The sequence below is a fragment of the Parasphingomonas puruogangriensis genome (assembly GCF_036663635.1).
Taxonomy (GTDB): Bacteria; Pseudomonadota; Alphaproteobacteria; order Sphingomonadales; family Sphingomonadaceae; genus Sphingomonas.
On sequence record NZ_JAXOJI010000001.1, the window covers coordinates 798,531 to 815,597 of the forward strand.

Genomic DNA, 17,067 nt, shown 5'->3' on the forward strand with positions numbered 1-17,067 from the left:
TCAGATGAACTCGATCTTGGACACCGAATACCAGCGGTCGCCCGCCGGCACGGTCACTTCGACTTCGTCATCCACGCGGCGCCCGATCAGCGCCCGGCCGAGCGGCGAATTGTACGAGATGCGCCCGCCCTTGGCGTCCGCCTCGGTCTGGCCGACGATCTGGTAGGTCGATTCCTTCTCGTCCTCGTCGATCAGCGTGACGGTCGCGCCGAACACCACCTTGTCGCCGGTCAGGTCACGCGGGTCGATAACCTGCGCGCGCGACAATTTGTCCTCGATATCGCTGATCGACGCTTCGATCTGGCCCTGGCGCTCCTTGGCGGCATGGTATTCGGCGTTTTCCGAAAGATCGCCATGCGCGCGCGCTTCCTCGATCGCGTCGACAATGGTCGGGCGCTCCGCCTTAAGCCGTTTCAGGTCCGCATTGAGCTTTTCATAGCCTTCCTGCAGCATCGGCATCTTTTCGACGGTCGCCATCCCTCTTCGTCCTTCGTCAATTGCCCCATTCGGCCGGCCCTGGTGGGCCCGCCCGCACGTTTTGTAATTTGGGGGTTAGTTGTGCGAGTGCGAATAATAGGATTGCAGCGGCCGTACTTCAAGGTCGTGGTTGGCCAGCGCCGCAATTGCCCGCGCCGCTTCGACGCTCGCCGCCGCGGTGGTGAAGTGCGGAATCTTCTGCACCAGGGCCGCGGCGCGGATCGGCTGCGAATCCTTCAGGCTCTGCCAACCTTCGGTAGTGTTGAACACCAGGTCGATCTCGCCGTCCTTCATCCGGTCGACGATATGCGGCCGCCCCTGCGCCACCTTGTTGACCCGCTCGACCAACACACCATTGGCGGTGAGGAAGGCGGCGGTGCCGTCGGTCGCGATGATGCGGAAACCCTGCTCGGCAAGCGTCCGCGCGGCGGGCAGGATCACCGGCTTGTCGTTCGGTTTGACCGAAATGAACACATTGCCCTTGCTCGGCAGCACGGTGCCCGCGCCAAGCTCTGCTTTGGCGAAGGCGATGGCAAAATTGCTATCGATTCCCATCACTTCGCCGGTCGACTTCATTTCCGGCGAAAGCACCGGATCGACGCCGGGGAAGCGGTTGAACGGGAACACCGCTTCCTTCACCGCATAATAATCGATGTGGCGATCGATCTTGGGCAGGTTCGCCAGCTTCTCGCCGGCCATCACGCGTGCGGCGATCTTGGCGATCGGCGCGCCAATCGCCTTGGCGACGAACGGCACCGTGCGGCTGGCGCGCGGATTGACCTCGATGAGATAGACCAGACCATCCTTGACCGCGAACTGGATGTTCATCAGCCCGACGACCGACAAAGCATGCGCCAGCGCCACCGTCTGCCGCTCGATCTCGGCGATGATCTCGTCGGACAGCGAATAAGGCGGAATCGAGCAGGCGCTGTCGCCCGAATGCACGCCGGCTTCCTCGATATGCTGCAGCACGCCAGCGACAGTGACATCGGTCCCGTCGCAGATCGCATCGACATCCACTTCGATCGCATCGCGCAAATACTGATCGATCAGCACCGGCGAATCGCCCGAGACGTGCACCGCGGTGGCGATATAATTGTCGAGTTGCTCGAGCGAGTCGACGATCTCCATCGCGCGGCCGCCGAGCACATAGCTCGGCCGCATCAGCACCGGATAGCCAATCCGCTCGGCCGCGGCGACCGCCTCGTCACGGCTACGCGCCAGGCCGTTGGCCGGCTGCAACAGCCCGAGCTTGGTCACCAGCGCCGAGAAACGCTCGCGATCCTCCGCCAGATCGATCGCGTCCGGCGAGGTGCCAAGGATCGGAATCCCCGCCGCTTCCAGCGCGCGCGCGAGATTGAGCGGCGTCTGCCCACCGAACTGCACGATCACGCCGACCAGTTCGCCATTCTGCTGCTCGGTGTGCAGGATTTCCAGTACGTCCTCGGCGGTTAGCGGCTCGAAATAGAGCCGATCCGACGTGTCGTAATCGGTCGATACGGTCTCCGGATTGCAGTTGACCATGATCGTCTCATAGCCCGCTTCCTCCAGCGCGAAGCACGCATGGCAGCAGCAATAATCGAACTCAATGCCCTGCCCGATCCGGTTCGGTCCGCCGCCCAGGATGACGATTTTCCGACGCGCGCTGGGCATGCTCTCGCATTCCGGCTCGCCGAAGCTGCCGGCCTCATAGGTCGAATACATATACGGCGTCTTGGCGTCGAATTCCGCCGCGCACGTATCGATGCGTTTGAACACCGGGCGCACGCCGAGCCGGTGGCGCAGCGCACGCACCTCGTCCTCAGTCACGCCGCCGGTCATCGCGACCACGGCATCGTGGATCAGCCCGGAGCCACGCGCGATGCCGCGCGCATTGCCGCGCAAATTGGCTGACTTTAGAGCCAGATAGGCGAGCCTCTTATCACTGAAGCCCATCGACTTGAGCTTGCGCATCCCGGCCGCATCGATCGGCAGACCGTGCTGGCAGACCTGCTCCTCCGCCGCGATGATCTCGGCGATGCGCTCAAGGAACCACGGATCGAACTTGGCGATCGCATGCACCTCGGCAACCGTGAAGCCCTCGCGCAACGCCTGCGCCGCGACCAGCAACCGATCCGGCGTGGCGCGCGCCAAGGCAGCCTCGATCTCCGCACGTGGCGCGCCGACGAGATGCTCGATCATGTTGAAGCCGGAAAGACCGGTCTCCAGCCCGCGCAGTGCCTTCTGCAGGCTCTCGTGAATATTGCGCCCGATTGCCATCACTTCGCCGACGCTCTTCATCGCAGTCGAGAGGATCGGCTCGGCGCCCTTGAACTTTTCGAACGCGAAACGCGGGATCTTGGTGACAACGTAATCGATCGTCGGTTCGAAGCTCGCCGGCGTCGCGCCGGTAATGTCGTTGGTGATCTCGTCGAGCGTATAGCCCACCGCCAGCTTGGCCGCGACCTTGGCGATCGGGAAGCCGGTCGCCTTGGAGGCAAGCGCTGACGAGCGCGACACGCGCGGATTCATCTCTATCACGATCAGCCGGCCATCGGCCGGATTGACCGCGAACTGCACGTTCGAGCCGCCCGTCTCTACGCCGATCTCACGCAGCACCGCGATGCTCGCATTGCGCATGATCTGATATTCCTTGTCGGTCAGCGTCAGCGCCGGCGCGACGGTGATGCTGTCGCCGGTATGTACGCCCATCGGATCGACATTCTCAATCGAGCAGATGATGATGCAATTGTCGTTCTTGTCCCGAACGACCTCCATTTCATACTCTTTCCACCCCAACAGCGACTCTTCGATCAGCACCTCGGTGGTCGGCGAGGCATCGAGGCCGGAGCGCACGATTGCCTCGAATTCCTCGCGATTATACGCGATCCCGCCGCCCGATCCGCCCATCGTGAACGACGGCCGGATGATCGACGGCAGCCCGGTGCGCTCGAGCACCTCGAACGCTTCGCTCACCGAATGCGCGATCCCCGAGCGCGCGCTTTCCAGCCCGATCCGGTCCATCGCCTCGCGGAACTTCTGCCGGTCCTCCGCCTTGTCGATCGCCTCGGCATCGGCACCGATCATCTGCACGCCGTATTTTTCCAGCGTGCCGTCATTGAACAGCGCCAGCGCCGTATTCAAAGCGGTCTGCCCGCCCATCGTCGGCAGCACCGCGTCCGGTCGCTCCTTGGCGATGATCTTGGCGACGATCTCCGGTGTGATCGGCTCGACATAGGTGGCATCGGCCAGTTCGGGGTCGGTCATGATCGTCGCCGGGTTCGAATTGACCAGCACGATGCGATAGCCCTCCTCGCGCAGCGCCTTGATCGCCTGCGTGCCCGAATAATCGAACTCGCACGCCTGGCCGATGACAATCGGTCCTGCGCCGATGACGAGGATGGAAGAGATGTCTGTACGTTTTGGCATCAATCTTGTCCGTCTTCGCCGGTGCCATCTTCGGATGTGCAGCCCCAGCCGTCATATTCCACGTCGTACAGCAATTCGATCTGCAGGCAGCGCAAAGTCAGCGCCTTGATCGAGGCCTCGTCGGCGGCCTGTTCGCAGCCGAGGAACAGTGAAATTTCACCATCTTCGTCCTCTTCGCGCTCGATCACCGTGAAGCCCAGCTCCTCGGCATTCTCTTCGAGCCGATCCAGCGCACCCTCGTCGCCGCGGAAGCTGACATCCACCGGCCGCACGATTTCCGCGACATCGCCATTCTCGGCGAGGCTGGCGAGCACGTCCTTGTCCGCTGCCCATTCGGCATCGAGCCGCGCCTGATCGACTTCGGGAAGAGTCATGACGCCACCTTCAAGCTACCGACGAATTTCTCGAACAAATACAGGCTGTCCTGCGGGCCCGGGCTTGCCTCGGGATGATATTGCACGCTGAACGCAGGCCGGTCGGTCAGCTCGAAGCCGGCATTGCTGCCATCGAACAGCGACACGTGCGTCTCGCGCGCGGTTTCCGGTAGGCTCTCGCCGATCACCGCGAAACCGTGGTTCATGCTGGTGATCTCGACGACGCCGTCGGCGAGGCGCTTGACCGGGTGGTTGGCGCCGCGATGTCCCTGGAACATCTTGGTCGTCCGGCCGCCCACTGCCAGCGCGAGCAACTGGTGCCCAAGGCAGATGCCGAACAGCGGGATGCGCGTCTTGAGCAATTGCTGGATCACCGGCACGGCATAGTCGCCGGTCGCGGCGGGGTCGCCCGGGCCGTTGGACAGGAAGATGCCATCGGGCGCGAGCGCCATCACGTCGTCATAGGTCGCGGTGGCCGGCAGCACGCTGACCTTGGCGCCGGCGGCGGCGAGATTGCGGTAGATGTTGCGCTTCGCGCCGTAATCGATCGCCACGACATGGGGGCGCTCTGCTCCCCTCCCGCTTGCGGGAGGGGTTGGGGGAGGGCCTATCAGCGGGTTGGACGGCGCATTTGCGGACATGCCCTCCCCTAGCCCCTCCCGCAAGCGGGAGGGGGATTGATCATAACCAAAGCCCAACTTCCAAACGCCGCCTTCCCAGCCATAATGCGTCTCGGTGGTCACGTCCTTGGCCAGGTCCATCCCCTCCAGGCCTGGCCAGGCGCGCGCCTGTTCCAGCAGCGCCGGGATGTCGAACTCCCCCACCGCCGAATGCGCGATCACCCCGTTGGGTGCGCCGCCCACGCGGATGCGCTTGGTGAGCGCGCGCGTATCGATTCCGGCAAGGCCGATCCGTCCATGCTTGGCCATCCACGCATCAAGCCGCTCGACCGAACGAAAATTCGACGGTTCGGTCACGTCCTCGCGCACGATGATGCCCAAGGCATGCGGATCGTCCGCCTCCAGATCATCCGGATTGGCCCCTACATTGCCGATATGCGGAAAAGTGAAGGTCACCATCTGCCCGGCAAACGACGGATCGGTCATCACTTCCTGATAGCCGGTCATCGCGGTGTGGAAGCACACTTCGCCCACTGCCACGCCTTCCGCGCCGAACCCGCGCCCCCACGCCACGTCCCCGGTCGACAGCACCAGCACGCCGGTCGCGCCCTCTGGAGCCTTGGCCGAAACCTTGTCAGGCATGGCAATAGGTTTGGCGTCGGCCATGTCGGCGGGCACTCCGTTCGTTATCGATGTCGCTAAGCGGCGTTGGCTAGAGACGCATGTCGGATGCGTCAATCGCTTAAACCGGCTAGACCCGCCCGCGACAAAAAGGACGTAGAATGATTCGAGACGACATCAAGGCCGCGCAGATCACCGCGATGAAGGCCGGCGACAAAGTGACCCGCAATGCGGTCAGCCTGATCCAGGCCGCGGTCAAGAACCGCGATATCGAAGCGCGCACAGGCGCCCCGCCGGCCAGCGACGACGCGCTGGTGATCGAAGTGCTGCAGAAGATGGTCAAGCAGCGCCGCGAGTCGATCGACATGTTCACCAAGGGCGGGCGCCAGGAACTGGCAGATGCGGAGGCGGCAGAGGTAGCGGTGATCGAACGCTTCCTGCCGCAGCAGATGGATGAAGCGCAGACCGCGGCGGCGATCGAGGCGATCAAGCTCGAGCTGGGCGCGGCGGGCATGAAGGACATGGGGCGCGTGATGGCGGAACTGAAGGCGCGGCATGCGAGCGAGCTGGATATGAGCAAGGCCAGCGGGCTGGTGAAGGCGGCGTTGGCTTAGGATAACAGGCCCTCCCCTAACCCCTCCCGCAAGCGGGAGGGAGATGTTATTGCGGCGAGGCAGACGCAACAAAACTCCCCTCCCGCTTGCGGGAGGGGTTGGGGGAGGGCATGTCGGACAAAGGCTATAAACGCCCCACCGCCCGCTCCCGCGACTTGCGCGCCAACATGACGGATGCGGAGCGCAAGCTATGGGGCCATCTCAGCGCCAGAAAAGTCGCCGGCGTGCGCTTCAATACGCAGTTCCCAATCGGGCCGTTCGTTTGCGATTTCGTCTCGCGTGGCGCCAAGTTGGTAATTGAGGTCGATGGCGGACAGCACGCGAACACGGAGCGGGCGGATTTGAGCCGAACGCGCTATATCGAAAGCCGAGGGTATTGCGTGATTCGCTTCTGGAACAACGACGTCATGGGCAATGTGGAAGGCGTAGTCGCGGAAATCGAGCGCGTGCTTGCTGACAGGCCCTCCCCTAGCCCCTCCCGCAAGCGGGAGGGGGATGAAGAAGAATGACCCTCTCCCCACAATTCCTCGACGAGCTCCGCAGCCGTACATTGCTCTCGTCGCTGATCGGCCAGACCACCAAGCTGCAAAAAGCCGGCCGCGAATTCCGCGCCTGCTGCCCGTTCCACAACGAGAAGACCCCGAGCTTCTACGTCAACGACGACAAGGGCTTCTACCATTGCTTCGGCTGCTCGGCGCATGGCGACGCGATCCGCTGGATGACCGATCAGCGCGGCCTGCCGTTCATGGATGCGGTGAAGGAACTCGCCCAGAATGCCGGCATGGAACTGCCGGCGATGGACCCGCGCGCCGCCGAAAAAGCCGAAGCCGCCAAGGGCCTGCACGAAGCCTGCGCCGATGCCGCCAGCTGGTTCACCGATCAGCTCAACGGCATTGCCGGCGCCGAAGCGCGCTCTGTCCTCGATAAACGCGGCATCAAACAGGAGACCGCACGCACCTTCGGCCTCGGCTATGCCCCCGATTCGCGCGGCAAATTGAAGGACGCGCTCAAGGACTATGGCGATCCGCTGCTGATCGAGGCCGGCCTGCTCATCTCGGTCGAGCAGAAGACACCGTATGATCGCTTCCGCGGCCGGCTGATGATTCCGATCCGCGACCCGCGCGGCCGCACCGTCGCGTTCGGTGGGCGCATCATCGGCGAGGGCGAGCCGAAATACCTCAACTCCCCCGAAACCCCGTTGTTCGACAAAGGCCGCACGCTCTACAATCTCGACCGCGCCGGCCCCGCCGCGCGGAAGACCGGCCGTGTGCTGGTGGTCGAAGGCTATATGGACGTCATCGCGCTCGCCCAGGCGGGGTTCGAGGAAGCCGTCGCCCCGCTCGGCACGGCGCTGACCGAGGCGCAGCTCGAACGGCTGTGGCGGATGAGCGACGTACCGATTCTCTGCCTCGACGGCGACAGTGCGGGGCAAAAGGCCGCGATCCGCGCCGCGCACCGTGCGCTGCCCATGCTTGCCCCCGGCCGCAGCCTCGCCTTCGTCACGCTGCCGCAGGGCCAGGATCCCGACGATCTGGTCCGCGCGAAAGGTGCGCCCGCGTTCGAGGCGTTGCTCAAAACCCCCGATCCACTGGTCGACAAGCTATGGGCGCACGAACTCGCGCTCGAGCCGCTGAACACGCCCGAGCAAAAGGCCGGGCTTAAGTACCGTCTCAACGAACTCGCCGGGCTGATCGCCGATCAGAACGTCAAACACGAATATATCGCCGAATTCCGCCGCCGCTTCGATGATCTCTACGCCCGCAAGCGCGAGCCGTTCCGCCCCTTCACCCCACAACCCCGCGGCGCACGTAAACAAGGTCAGCCCTGGAAAGCGCCCCCCGGCCCGGTCGGCGAAGGCGTCAAAGGCGTGCGCGCCGGCGGGATCGATCGCATTCTCGCCAAGGCGGTGCTGGCCGGGCTGATCCGCCACCCGGCCGAAATCGCCCGCCATATGGAGGTGCTCGGCAGCCTCAAACTGGCCGATGGCGCGCTCGGCAAATTGTTCGAAGCAGTGGTCGATTTGGCCGTCGAAGATGCCCATGCGGGAAAGATGCTTGATAGTGAGGGCCTCCTCACCATATTGGCGGCATCTGGATTTGATATAATCGCGCATGATCTGTTGCGGGCCGATCAATTATCCTGCTCGTTCACACAGAAGGATGCGGAACCGATACAGGCGCGCGAGGACCTCGACGAGGCGATCGCGATCCTGGTGTCGCGACCGGAAGTGGATGCGGCACTGGCCTATGCGACGGCAGAAATGCAGGCGCGCTCGACTGACGCAACGTTCGATTGGGACGGGGCGTTCGAACGGCAAGTAGCGCTGGTGAAGGAACAACAGGCGCTCGACGCTCGGCTTGCCAATTTGGTTCAGGCGAACGAAGACGCCAGAGTATTTAGTGCTGAGGGCAATTGATGGCGAAGACCGACATGGCGGATACTGCCGAGACGACCGAATCCGGCGATGCACCGCTGATCGACCTGAACGATGCGGCGCTGAAGAAGGTGATCGCCCGGGCCAAGAAGCGCGGCTACATCACCTATGATCAGTTGAACGAAGCGCTGCCGCAGGACGAGACGTCCCCCGACAAGATCGAGGATTTCAGCGCGGCGCTGTCCGAAATGGGCATCAACATCGTCGAGAATGACGAAGCCGGCGAAGAAGGCGATGAGAAGCCTGCCGATGAAGACGAAGTCGAATCGGTCGACGCGTCGGACGACGGCCCCCAGCAGCTCGACGTAAAGAAAAAAGAAGTCATCGATCGCACTGACGATCCGGTGCGCATGTACCTGCGCGAAATGGGCGCGGTGGAACTGCTCAGCCGTGAAGGCGAAATCGCCATCGCCAAGCGCATCGAGGCCGGCCGCGACACGATGATTCTCGGCCTGTGCGAGTCGCCGATCACGTTCAACGCGATCATCGATTGGTCGACCGCGCTCAACGAAGGCACGATGCAGCTGCGCGAGATCATGGATCTCGATGCCATGCTGTCGAAGGATCCCGCGCCCGAATCGCTGACCGACGACGAAGAAGGTTCGGGCGAGATCAGCGAGAAAACCGCCGGTCCCAGCTTCAAGGAAGAGGAAGAGCCCGAGGAGGCCCCCGCCGAGGAGGAAGAGGATTCGATGCAGGAGCGGCGCACGCCGCGCCCGTCCGATGACGAGGAGGAGGACAACACGCTCTCCCTCGCGCAGATGGAAGAGCAGTTGAAGCCGATCGCGCTCGAACGCTTCGCCAGCATCACCGCGCTCTACAAGAAGTTCAGCAAGGTGCAGCAGTCGCGGCTCGACGCGATGGGCGCCGGCGGCGAACTCAGCGCCGCTGACGAGCGCAAGTATCACAAGCTGCGTGAGGAACTCACGGCAGAAGTCGAGAGCGTCCAGTTCCACAATGCTAAGATCGAATATCTCGTCGATCAGCTGTACGCGTTCAACCGCCGCCTGACTGCCCTGGGCGGCCAGATGCTGCGCCTGGCCGAGCGCCACAAGGTGCCGCGCAAGGATTTCCTCGATCGTTATATCGGGCACGAACTCGACGAGCAGTGGATCCCCAACCTCGGCAAGCTCGACAAGAAATGGACCGCGTTCGTTGCCAACGAGACCGACTCGGTCGATCGCATCCGCAACGAGATCGCCGAGATCAGCCAGGCCACCGGCATGTCGCTCGGCGAGTTCCGCCGTATCGTCAATATGGTCCAGAAGGGCGAGCGCGAGGCGCGCATCGCCAAGAAGGAAATGGTCGAGGCCAACCTGCGCCTGGTGATCTCGATCGCCAAGAAATACACCAATCGCGGCCTGCAGTTCCTGGATCTCATCCAGGAGGGCAATATCGGCCTGATGAAGGCGGTCGATAAGTTCGAATATCGCCGCGGCTACAAGTTCAGCACCTATGCGACGTGGTGGATCCGTCAGGCTATCACCCGCTCGATCGCCGATCAGGCGCGCACCATCCGTATCCCGGTGCACATGATCGAGACGATCAACAAACTGGTCCGCACCAGCCGCCAGTTCCTCCACGAGCAGGGCCGCGAGCCCACGCCCGAGGAAATGGCCGAGCGCCTCTCCATGCCCTTGGAGAAGGTGCGCAAGGTGATGAAGATCGCCAAGGAGCCGATCAGCCTAGAAACGCCGATCGGCGACGAGGAGGATTCGCATCTCGGCGATTTCATCGAAGACAAGAACGCGATCATTCCGGTCGATGCCGCGATCCAGGCCAACCTCAAGGAAACCGTCACCCGGGTTCTGGCCAGCCTCACCCCGCGCGAAGAACGCGTGCTGCGCATGCGCTTCGGCATCGGCATGAACACCGATCACACGCTGGAGGAAGTCGGCCAGCAGTTCAGCGTTACGCGCGAGCGCATCCGCCAGATCGAGGCCAAGGCGCTGCGCAAGCTGAAGCATCCGAGCCGCAGCCGCAAGATGCGGTCGTTCCTCGACCAGTAAGCACGCTCCGTCACCCTGAACCCGGTTCAGGGTCTATCGCGCCGCACGGACCATGTCCGTGCGGCGCGCTGCGTTGGGGTGGTAACCGCCAGCCCTCACCCCGCCCGACTGAACAGCGCCACGCTCGGGGCCAGCGGATCTAGCCGCACCCATAGTGCGATCCCCACCGCTACCAGTATCAGCGCACCCGCCACCGCCAATGTGCGCCGCCGCTCTAGGTCCGGCATTAACGGCCACACCAACACGGCGCTCAACGCCAGCGGCAGAGCGGCGGCGTACGGCGTATCCGGCCCCACCGCCTGCAACAGCTGAAAGGTCAGCGCTCCCAGAAACCCGATCACCAGCGCGCCCGCGACCACGCCGGCTACCTTCCCGGCGGATTCGCCTACGAACGCCCCGACCGCCGCCGCGATCGCCGCTAGCACTAGGGGGCACAGGATGACGTAGGACACGGTCGGCGCTGCCCATTGCGCCAGCCCGCCGAGCAATAGCAGCGGCAGCGCCGCTCCAGCCGTCAGTCCCGCCACCGACCGCCGCCCCGCCGCGATCCACGCCCCCACCGCTAGCACCGCCGCGACACACAGCAGCCCTGCCTGCACCTGCAAGCGCGGGATCGCCGCCAGCCGGTCGTAATAATTGACCGGTCCCTCCGCGCCCGACACGAGATTGGCAAGATATAGCAGCCCCGCGGACAGCAGGATCAACGCCAGCGTCGCGCCGATCCCGCGCGGGACGTCGCGGCCGCCGCGCTCGCGCCACGCCGCAGCGGCCAGCAGCACCGCCGTCAGCCCGAACAGCGCCCAGCCGAACCCCGCCGGATAGGCCACCAGCGCCAGCCCGAACGCATCGAAGAAGGTGATGTCCGCCGCTTTGCCGGGCAGCACCGGCGCGGCCAGCAGCGCGCGGGTCAGCGCCAGCACCTGTCCGCCCATATCCTGCACCGATCCCTGGTCGAGCGCGTCCGGCGTCGCCAGTGGCGAGTGATACAGGCCGGGCCGCCCGATGAAGGCGAAATTGAAGCCGGCATAGCCGGCCCGTTTGGCCGGCGTGAAATCGGTCGAGTTGGGCAGGTGCTGGTAGATGAACACGCTGAGCGAGGTGCCCACCGGCCCCGGCACTGCGCGCTGGAACAGCCGCATCATCGCGCCGTTATCCGCGCCGGTTTCGAACATCGAGGCGCGCCCGCCGCCGCCGCGCGCTTCCATGTTGACGATCACGCCGACGCGCTTGGCCAGCGGATCGCGCGCGAAAAAAGCCTTGGCGCCGAGCAATCCGGCCTCCTCGCCATCGGTCAGCAGCACGATCACGTCGCGCGCCGGTCGTCCGCCCGCCAGCACTGCGCGTACCGTTTCCAGCGCGGTGGCCACGCCGGCGCCATCGTCCGCCGCGCCGGGCGAGCCCCATACGCTGTCATAATGCGCCATCAGCAGCACGGCCGGCCGGCGGCGGTCGCGCCCGGCCAGCGTCGCAACGATATTCACCACGTCGGGCCGCACCAACGGAGTCTTGTTCCACGCCGCGATACGCGCGGCCACCGCCGCGTCCATCGGCGTACCGCTCGACCGCACCTCGAGTCCCAGGCCGGCGAGCCGCTGCATCAGATAGGCGCGCACCCGGGCATTCTCCGCGCTGCCGGTCGGATGCGGCGTGTGCCCGATCGCGCGCACGTCGATCATCGCCCGAGCGGCCGAAAAGCTTCCCCCCGACGGATCTGCGGCCACCGGCGCCGGCGGTGTCGTCCCGATCACCGCCAGCATGATCGTCCCCGCCAAAGCGATCAGCAGCGCCCACCAATGTCGCATTCCGCGTCCCCCATCCAGCATAAGACTGTCGAAGCGCGACCGGCGATGCAAGTCGAACCGGTTCGATACCCCCCCGCCGGTCGCGCCAGAAAAGAATTGCCACCGCTCCGGACGGGCCTGCTTGCCGAGATCGGCCAACATCTGTTTGCGCTACGCGTCATGAGCGCCCTGCCCCGCCACGAACCCCGCAATCCCGGTGCGGCCCTGCCCGGGGCGACGACGCCGCGCGCCGATATCGTCACCGCCTCCGATCTCGTGCGCCATTTCGGGCTGTGGCAGGAGCGCGCCGCCCGCGCGCCGGTCTATGTGATGTTCCGCGGGCGCCCCCGCCTCGTGCTGACCTCGATCGAAGTGATGGAGGCCTTGCTGGCCCCGCACCTGCCCGATCCGGCGGCTGAAGGCGTTGATAGCGGCGCGTTGCTCGATCTGATCCGTGACATGGTGCTGATTGTCGATGCCGATCTGCGCATCACGGCCGCCAGCCGGCCGGCGCGCGCCTATTTCGGCGCTGCCGTCGCGCCCGGCATGGCAGCGGATGGGCTCGTCCCCAGCGCGGTGCGCAACTCGCTGCTGCGCGCGCTGCGTCACGTCCAGGCCAGCGGCGTCGCGCAAAAGCTCGATCTGCCCTCGCCGCGCGCCCCGGATCGCCTCCTGCTCGTGACGATCGAGCCGCACCGCCAAGGCTTCGCCTTGCTGGTGCAGGATGTCAGCCCCGACAGATGCGACGAATGGAGACAAGGTTAATTGCCGATACACCAGGTTTTTACGCGCTTCAGTATAGGCTTGTCCCCGATGAACGATCACGCCGGCCCGAAGATGGATTGGCGCACCGGGGGATCATGCCGCTAGATTCGAGAAACCTTGCCCAACGCGACAGCAATTGGGGCCTGATCGCCGCGCTGGTCGATGCCGATGGCAGCGCTGCCCATGCCCTGCCGCGTCGTCTCGCGCTGCGCGATGCCCCGGCGCGTGATCTGGCTGACGCGGTGCATGCCTTGTGCTGGCTGCATGGCCGCCAACCCGGCGTGATCGATCATGCCGGGCAGGCCAATGCGCAACCCCTGGCGCAGGACTGGCTGACCGAGGCCGCCGCCGGATTCGCCGCAGAGCGCTCCTATCTCGCCACGCTCACCGCTGCCGCCGGGCATCAGCCTTCGACTCCCGGCCAGTCCGAATCCGAAGCCGCCGTGCTTGGCCAGCGCCATGCGCTCGATATGCTCGCCCAGTCGGAACGCGCCGGCTGCGCCACCGGCGCCGCCATTGCCCTGGTGCTCGACTGGTCGGCCATCCGCACCACGCTGGATGCCGCCGCGCAGCGCTTTGGCCTTGAGCCGCCGCCTTTCGCGCTGCCGATGAATGCCGATCTCGAGACCGTCGTGCTGTCGCTCGGCCATACGCCAGCGATCGAACGCGCCATGGCGTTCGGCGCGCAGCAATTGCTCGCCCAGCATCGCGGCCTGTGGTGCCTGCTCGAAGCGCGCGCCAGCGCCCGCGATCGTCTCTGAGAGCTTGCGCGCACGCGCCTAAAGCCTCTATCGCCAAACCCGATATTCAAATTCGGGGACGGATGACGATGAAGCGCTTCGAAGGCACGCAAAGCTATGTCGCCACCGACGACCTGAAGGTCGCGGTCAACGCCGCCGTCACTTTGCGCCGCCCGCTGCTGGTCAAGGGCGAACCAGGCACCGGTAAGACCGTGCTCGCTTACGAGATCGCCAAGGCGGTCGACGCCGAGCTGATCGAGTGGAACGTCAAATCCACGACCAAGGCGCAGCAGGGTCTGTACGAATATGACGCCGTGGCGCGCCTGCGCGATGGTCAGCTCGGCGATGAGCGCGTCCACGACATCGGCAACTATATCCGCAAGGGCAAATTGTGGGAGGCGTTCACCCGCCCCAAGCCCCCCGTGCTGCTGATCGACGAGATCGACAAGGCCGATATCGAATTCCCCAACGATCTGTTGCAGGAACTCGATCGGATGGAGTTCCACGTCTACGAAACCAAGGAAACGGTGCGCGCGGTCGAACGGCCGATCGTCGTCATCACGAGCAACAATGAAAAGGAATTGCCCGACGCATTCCTGCGCCGCTGCTTCTTCCATTACATCAAATTCCCCGATCGCCAGACGATGCAGGCGATCGTCGACGTGCATTTCCCCGGCATCCAGAAGTTGCTGGTCAGCAAGGCGATGGACATCTTTTACGACGTCCGCGACGTGCCCGGCCTGAAGAAAAAGCCCAGCACCAGCGAATTGCTCGATTGGCTTAAGCTGCTGCTGCACGAGGACATGCCGCTCGAGGTGCTGCAGAATCGCGACCCGACCAAGGCGATCCCGCCGCTGCACGGCGCGTTGCTCAAGAACGAGCAGGACGTGATGCTGTTCGAACGACTCGCCTTCATGGCCAAGCGCCAACAGAATAAGGGCTGACCACCGACAGAGGGTCATCCGACCAAGTCGGCAAATACGGCAACGGGCGACTCTCTTCACCAATACGGCAGGTGGTTTACCCGCCATAAAGCATTCCCGGTTACGCAAGCTTCGGGGGGTACCACTAACGCGGTATCCATTATGCGTCGTATTACCGGATCCATCATTCTAGCGCTGGCCGCGTTTTCGGCCACGGTTCCGGCGCAGGCCGGTTCACTGCTCGATTATGTCGGCGAATGCGTGCCGTTCGCCCGCGCTGCCTCGGGCATCCAGATCTACGGCAATGCCTGGACTTGGTGGGGGCAGGCCGATGGCCGCTACAAGCGCGGCGATGCGCCACGCGTCGGCGCGGTGATCGTGTTCGAAAAATCGAAAAAGCTGCGTTTGGGCCATGTTGCGGTGGTCAGCCGCGTCGTCACGCGGCGCGTGGTGATGGTCACGCACGCCAATTGGTCGCGCCAGAATGGCGAACGTGGTCATGCCGAGCAGGACGTGACGCTGACCGACGTTTCACCCGGCAACAATTGGACCTCGGTCAAGGTGTGGTACCGCGATCGCGACGGGCTCGGCAGCAGTATCTACCCGGTCTACGGCTTCATCTACGGCAGCCCTGACCGCACCGCCCCCAAGGCGGTCGCCGACGCCACCCCCGCCCCCGAACTCACCGGCCGCAACCCCGATTATGTCGGCGCACTGATCGACGCTTACTGATCGCGTTATTTTTCCTCGCGCACGCAGACCGCCGACACCGCTCGGCGCGATGCCCCCTGCGGCAATTCGGTAGTGCAAACATAGTGGGCGCCGGCCGCGATCGGCAGTAGCAGCACAGCCTCGGCCAGCAACGGCGGGCGGGTCGCACCATAGCGGCAGACCAGCGTATAAGGCTGCTCGGCGCTCGGCTCGGCATCATAGACTTGCACCGTCACGCCTGATTTCTGCGGTCCCTCCTCGGGCTCGACTTCGGCCATCCCGCTCGTGTCCTCGGCAATGGCCGATGGGGCATTGGCCGTAACCGTCGCCGATGACAGGCCGATCGCCGCACCGCCGGCAATGCCCAGTAACCGCGCGCCGCTCGCCACCGCGCTCCCCGTCAGCGTGGCTGGACAGCGCGTCCCCGAGGCCGCCACCAACGGCCCCGGCGTTGGTGTTGCAACAGCTGTCGCCGCGCTAGGTGCGGTGGAATCGGCCGCCACGAGCGGCGGCTGCGCCACCGCTGCATTGCCCGGCGCGGCCGGGCCGCAACCGCCCGCCATCGGCACCAAAGCGAGCGCGGCCATCCGACCGAGCAGATCCTTCGAAAACGACATGCTATTCTCCGCTCAACTGCCGGTCAGCAGGACGAAATATTCTTCGCCGTCGGCCGACCAATGGACACGATGGTCGTGCTTCTTGCCCGCCGCATCGGTCCATGCCTTGGTCGCGCGCCCCGCTTCGTTGGCATCGACGTCGTAACGCTTCAGCCGACGGCGAATCGGGTTCTTGTTGAACTGATCGAGCAGCAACACGCCGCCGCCCTTCTTGGTCAGCGGATCGTGGCCGAGATAGATGCCCACGTGCGAGCGGCCCGAATAATCGTTGTGGTACATGCCATCGCGTAATGTCGCCACCACCGTGCCGACCGGGATCGACCCCGGCTCTTGGTGGCACACCTGCGGGCCTGCGCGCCATTCGCGGGTCCGCGGTACACCGAAGAACTGCACGAATTGCGCACATTCGTTCTTGATCAGCTTCTTCGGATCCCAGGGTGCGACCGATACGCCGCCGACCAAGCGGATTGCATAGCCATCATATTGCTCGAAATCCTGCAATATATAGCCCCGCCCAGCATAGTTGGGAAAGGCGATGCGGCGATGCTTGCGGTTCTGGCCCGGCGACACGACCGGCTTACCTACCGCCGCTTTGGGCGGCGCCGCTGCCCGGGGCGCGCTCGCCGCCGGCGTCTGTTGACGACCGGCCACCGGTTCGTCGGGCGTGACCGCATCATAGATCATGCCGGGCAACCGTGCCAACCATGCCCCGAACGCCGCCGGGTTGAACGCATCCGCGCCGGCCGGCTTGGGCTGCGCCGGTCGGCGCAGCAAGGCGCCACGCGTCCTCGGCCCGACTAAGCCGTCGGCAGGCAAATGTCGCGCCGCCTGCAACGCCTTCACCGCCTGCTCGGTCTTCAGTCCGAAAACGCCATCAATGTCGATCTTGGCGCCCGCGCGCCGCAAATTGCCCTGGATCTCGCGCACGGCAGGGCCGTGATCGCCACGTCGTAGCACTTGCATGGTTTATCCC

At 64.6% G+C, this 17,067-nt stretch carries 15 protein-coding genes; 8 read left to right on the forward strand and 7 right to left on the reverse strand.

The window, feature by feature from the left end; genetic code table 11:
• The 4 genes from greA to carA all read right to left on the reverse strand — a co-directional run bounded on the left by greA (position 1) and on the right by carA (position 5,545).
• Positions 1–477 (reverse strand): transcription elongation factor GreA, encoded by a 477-nt coding sequence (gene greA / locus U1739_RS04005; protein ID WP_332704213.1) that lies wholly within the window; start codon positions 475–477, stop codon positions 1–3.
• 75 nt (positions 478–552) lie between these two features.
• Positions 553–3,885 carry a carbamoyl-phosphate synthase large subunit gene (carB, locus tag U1739_RS04010; protein WP_332704215.1) on the reverse strand — a complete coding sequence of 1,111 codons (3,333 nt, stop codon included), beginning with the start codon at positions 3,883–3,885 and terminating at the stop codon, positions 553–555.
• Positions 3,885–4,259: a ribonuclease E inhibitor RraB gene (locus U1739_RS04015; protein ID WP_332704217.1), complete on the reverse strand. Its 375-nt coding sequence runs from the start codon at positions 4,257–4,259 to the stop codon at positions 3,885–3,887. Before U1739_RS04015 ends, carB begins: the two co-directional genes overlap by 1 nt.
• Positions 4,256–5,545 (reverse strand): glutamine-hydrolyzing carbamoyl-phosphate synthase small subunit, encoded by a 1,290-nt coding sequence (gene carA, locus U1739_RS04020; protein WP_332704219.1) that lies wholly within the window; start codon positions 5,543–5,545, stop codon positions 4,256–4,258. Before carA ends, U1739_RS04015 begins: the two co-directional genes overlap by 4 nt.
• Before the next feature lie 116 nt (positions 5,546–5,661).
• Here carA and U1739_RS04025 point away from each other — a divergent pair, with 116 nt between their 5' ends.
• From U1739_RS04025 to rpoD, 4 genes are all read left to right on the forward strand, one after another.
• Complete coding sequence (locus tag U1739_RS04025) at positions 5,662–6,114, forward strand: GatB/YqeY domain-containing protein (protein ID WP_332704221.1); 453 nt, start codon at positions 5,662–5,664, stop codon at positions 6,112–6,114.
• 110 nt (positions 6,115–6,224) lie between these two features.
• Positions 6,225–6,623, forward strand: a complete 399-nt coding sequence (locus tag U1739_RS04030) for an endonuclease domain-containing protein (protein ID WP_332704223.1) — start codon at positions 6,225–6,227, stop codon at positions 6,621–6,623.
• The gene (gene dnaG / locus U1739_RS04035) at positions 6,620–8,530 is read left to right on the forward strand and encodes a DNA primase (RefSeq protein WP_332704225.1); all 1,911 of its coding nucleotides are present in this window, start codon (positions 6,620–6,622) and stop codon (positions 8,528–8,530) included. Before U1739_RS04030 ends, dnaG begins: the two co-directional genes overlap by 4 nt.
• Positions 8,530–10,557 (forward strand): RNA polymerase sigma factor RpoD, encoded by a 2,028-nt coding sequence (gene rpoD / locus U1739_RS04040; RefSeq protein WP_332704227.1) that lies wholly within the window; start codon positions 8,530–8,532, stop codon positions 10,555–10,557. The genes dnaG and rpoD overlap by 1 nt, the downstream gene beginning before the upstream one ends.
• Before the next feature lie 95 nt (positions 10,558–10,652).
• On the opposite strand, the gene U1739_RS04045 is transcribed toward rpoD, so the two are convergent.
• On the reverse strand, positions 10,653–12,359 hold the full coding sequence (locus U1739_RS04045) for a M20/M25/M40 family metallo-hydrolase (protein ID WP_332704229.1): 1,707 nt from the start codon (positions 12,357–12,359) through the stop codon (positions 10,653–10,655).
• 159 nt (positions 12,360–12,518) lie between these two features.
• Between U1739_RS04045 and U1739_RS04050 the strand changes: the two genes are divergently transcribed.
• The 4 genes from U1739_RS04050 to U1739_RS04065 all read left to right on the forward strand — a co-directional run bounded on the left by U1739_RS04050 (position 12,519) and on the right by U1739_RS04065 (position 15,498).
• Positions 12,519–13,103 carry a nitrogen regulation protein NR(II) gene (locus U1739_RS04050; protein WP_332704231.1) on the forward strand — a complete coding sequence of 195 codons (585 nt, stop codon included), beginning with the start codon at positions 12,519–12,521 and terminating at the stop codon, positions 13,101–13,103.
• A 95-nt stretch (positions 13,104–13,198) separates the two neighbouring features.
• Positions 13,199–13,864 (forward strand): DUF6975 family protein, encoded by a 666-nt coding sequence (locus tag U1739_RS04055; RefSeq protein WP_332704233.1) that lies wholly within the window; start codon positions 13,199–13,201, stop codon positions 13,862–13,864.
• Positions 13,865–13,932: 68 nt separating this feature from the next.
• Entirely contained in the window at positions 13,933–14,787 is an 855-nt protein-coding gene (locus U1739_RS04060; protein WP_332704235.1) for an AAA family ATPase, read from the forward strand.
• A 141-nt stretch (positions 14,788–14,928) separates the two neighbouring features.
• Positions 14,929–15,498: a CHAP domain-containing protein gene (locus U1739_RS04065; protein WP_332704237.1), complete on the forward strand. Its 570-nt coding sequence runs from the start codon at positions 14,929–14,931 to the stop codon at positions 15,496–15,498.
• A gap of 5 nt (positions 15,499–15,503) precedes the next feature.
• Here U1739_RS04065 and U1739_RS04070 read toward each other — a convergent pair whose 3' ends face one another.
• Both U1739_RS04070 and U1739_RS04075 read right to left on the reverse strand, forming a co-directional pair.
• Positions 15,504–16,094, reverse strand: coding sequence for a hypothetical protein (locus U1739_RS04070; RefSeq protein ID WP_332704240.1), 591 nt, complete (start codon positions 16,092–16,094; stop codon positions 15,504–15,506).
• 12 nt (positions 16,095–16,106) lie between these two features.
• Complete coding sequence (locus tag U1739_RS04075; RefSeq protein WP_332704242.1) at positions 16,107–17,057, reverse strand: BPSL0067 family protein; 951 nt, start codon at positions 17,055–17,057, stop codon at positions 16,107–16,109.
• Positions 17,058–17,067 lie beyond the last annotated feature (10 nt).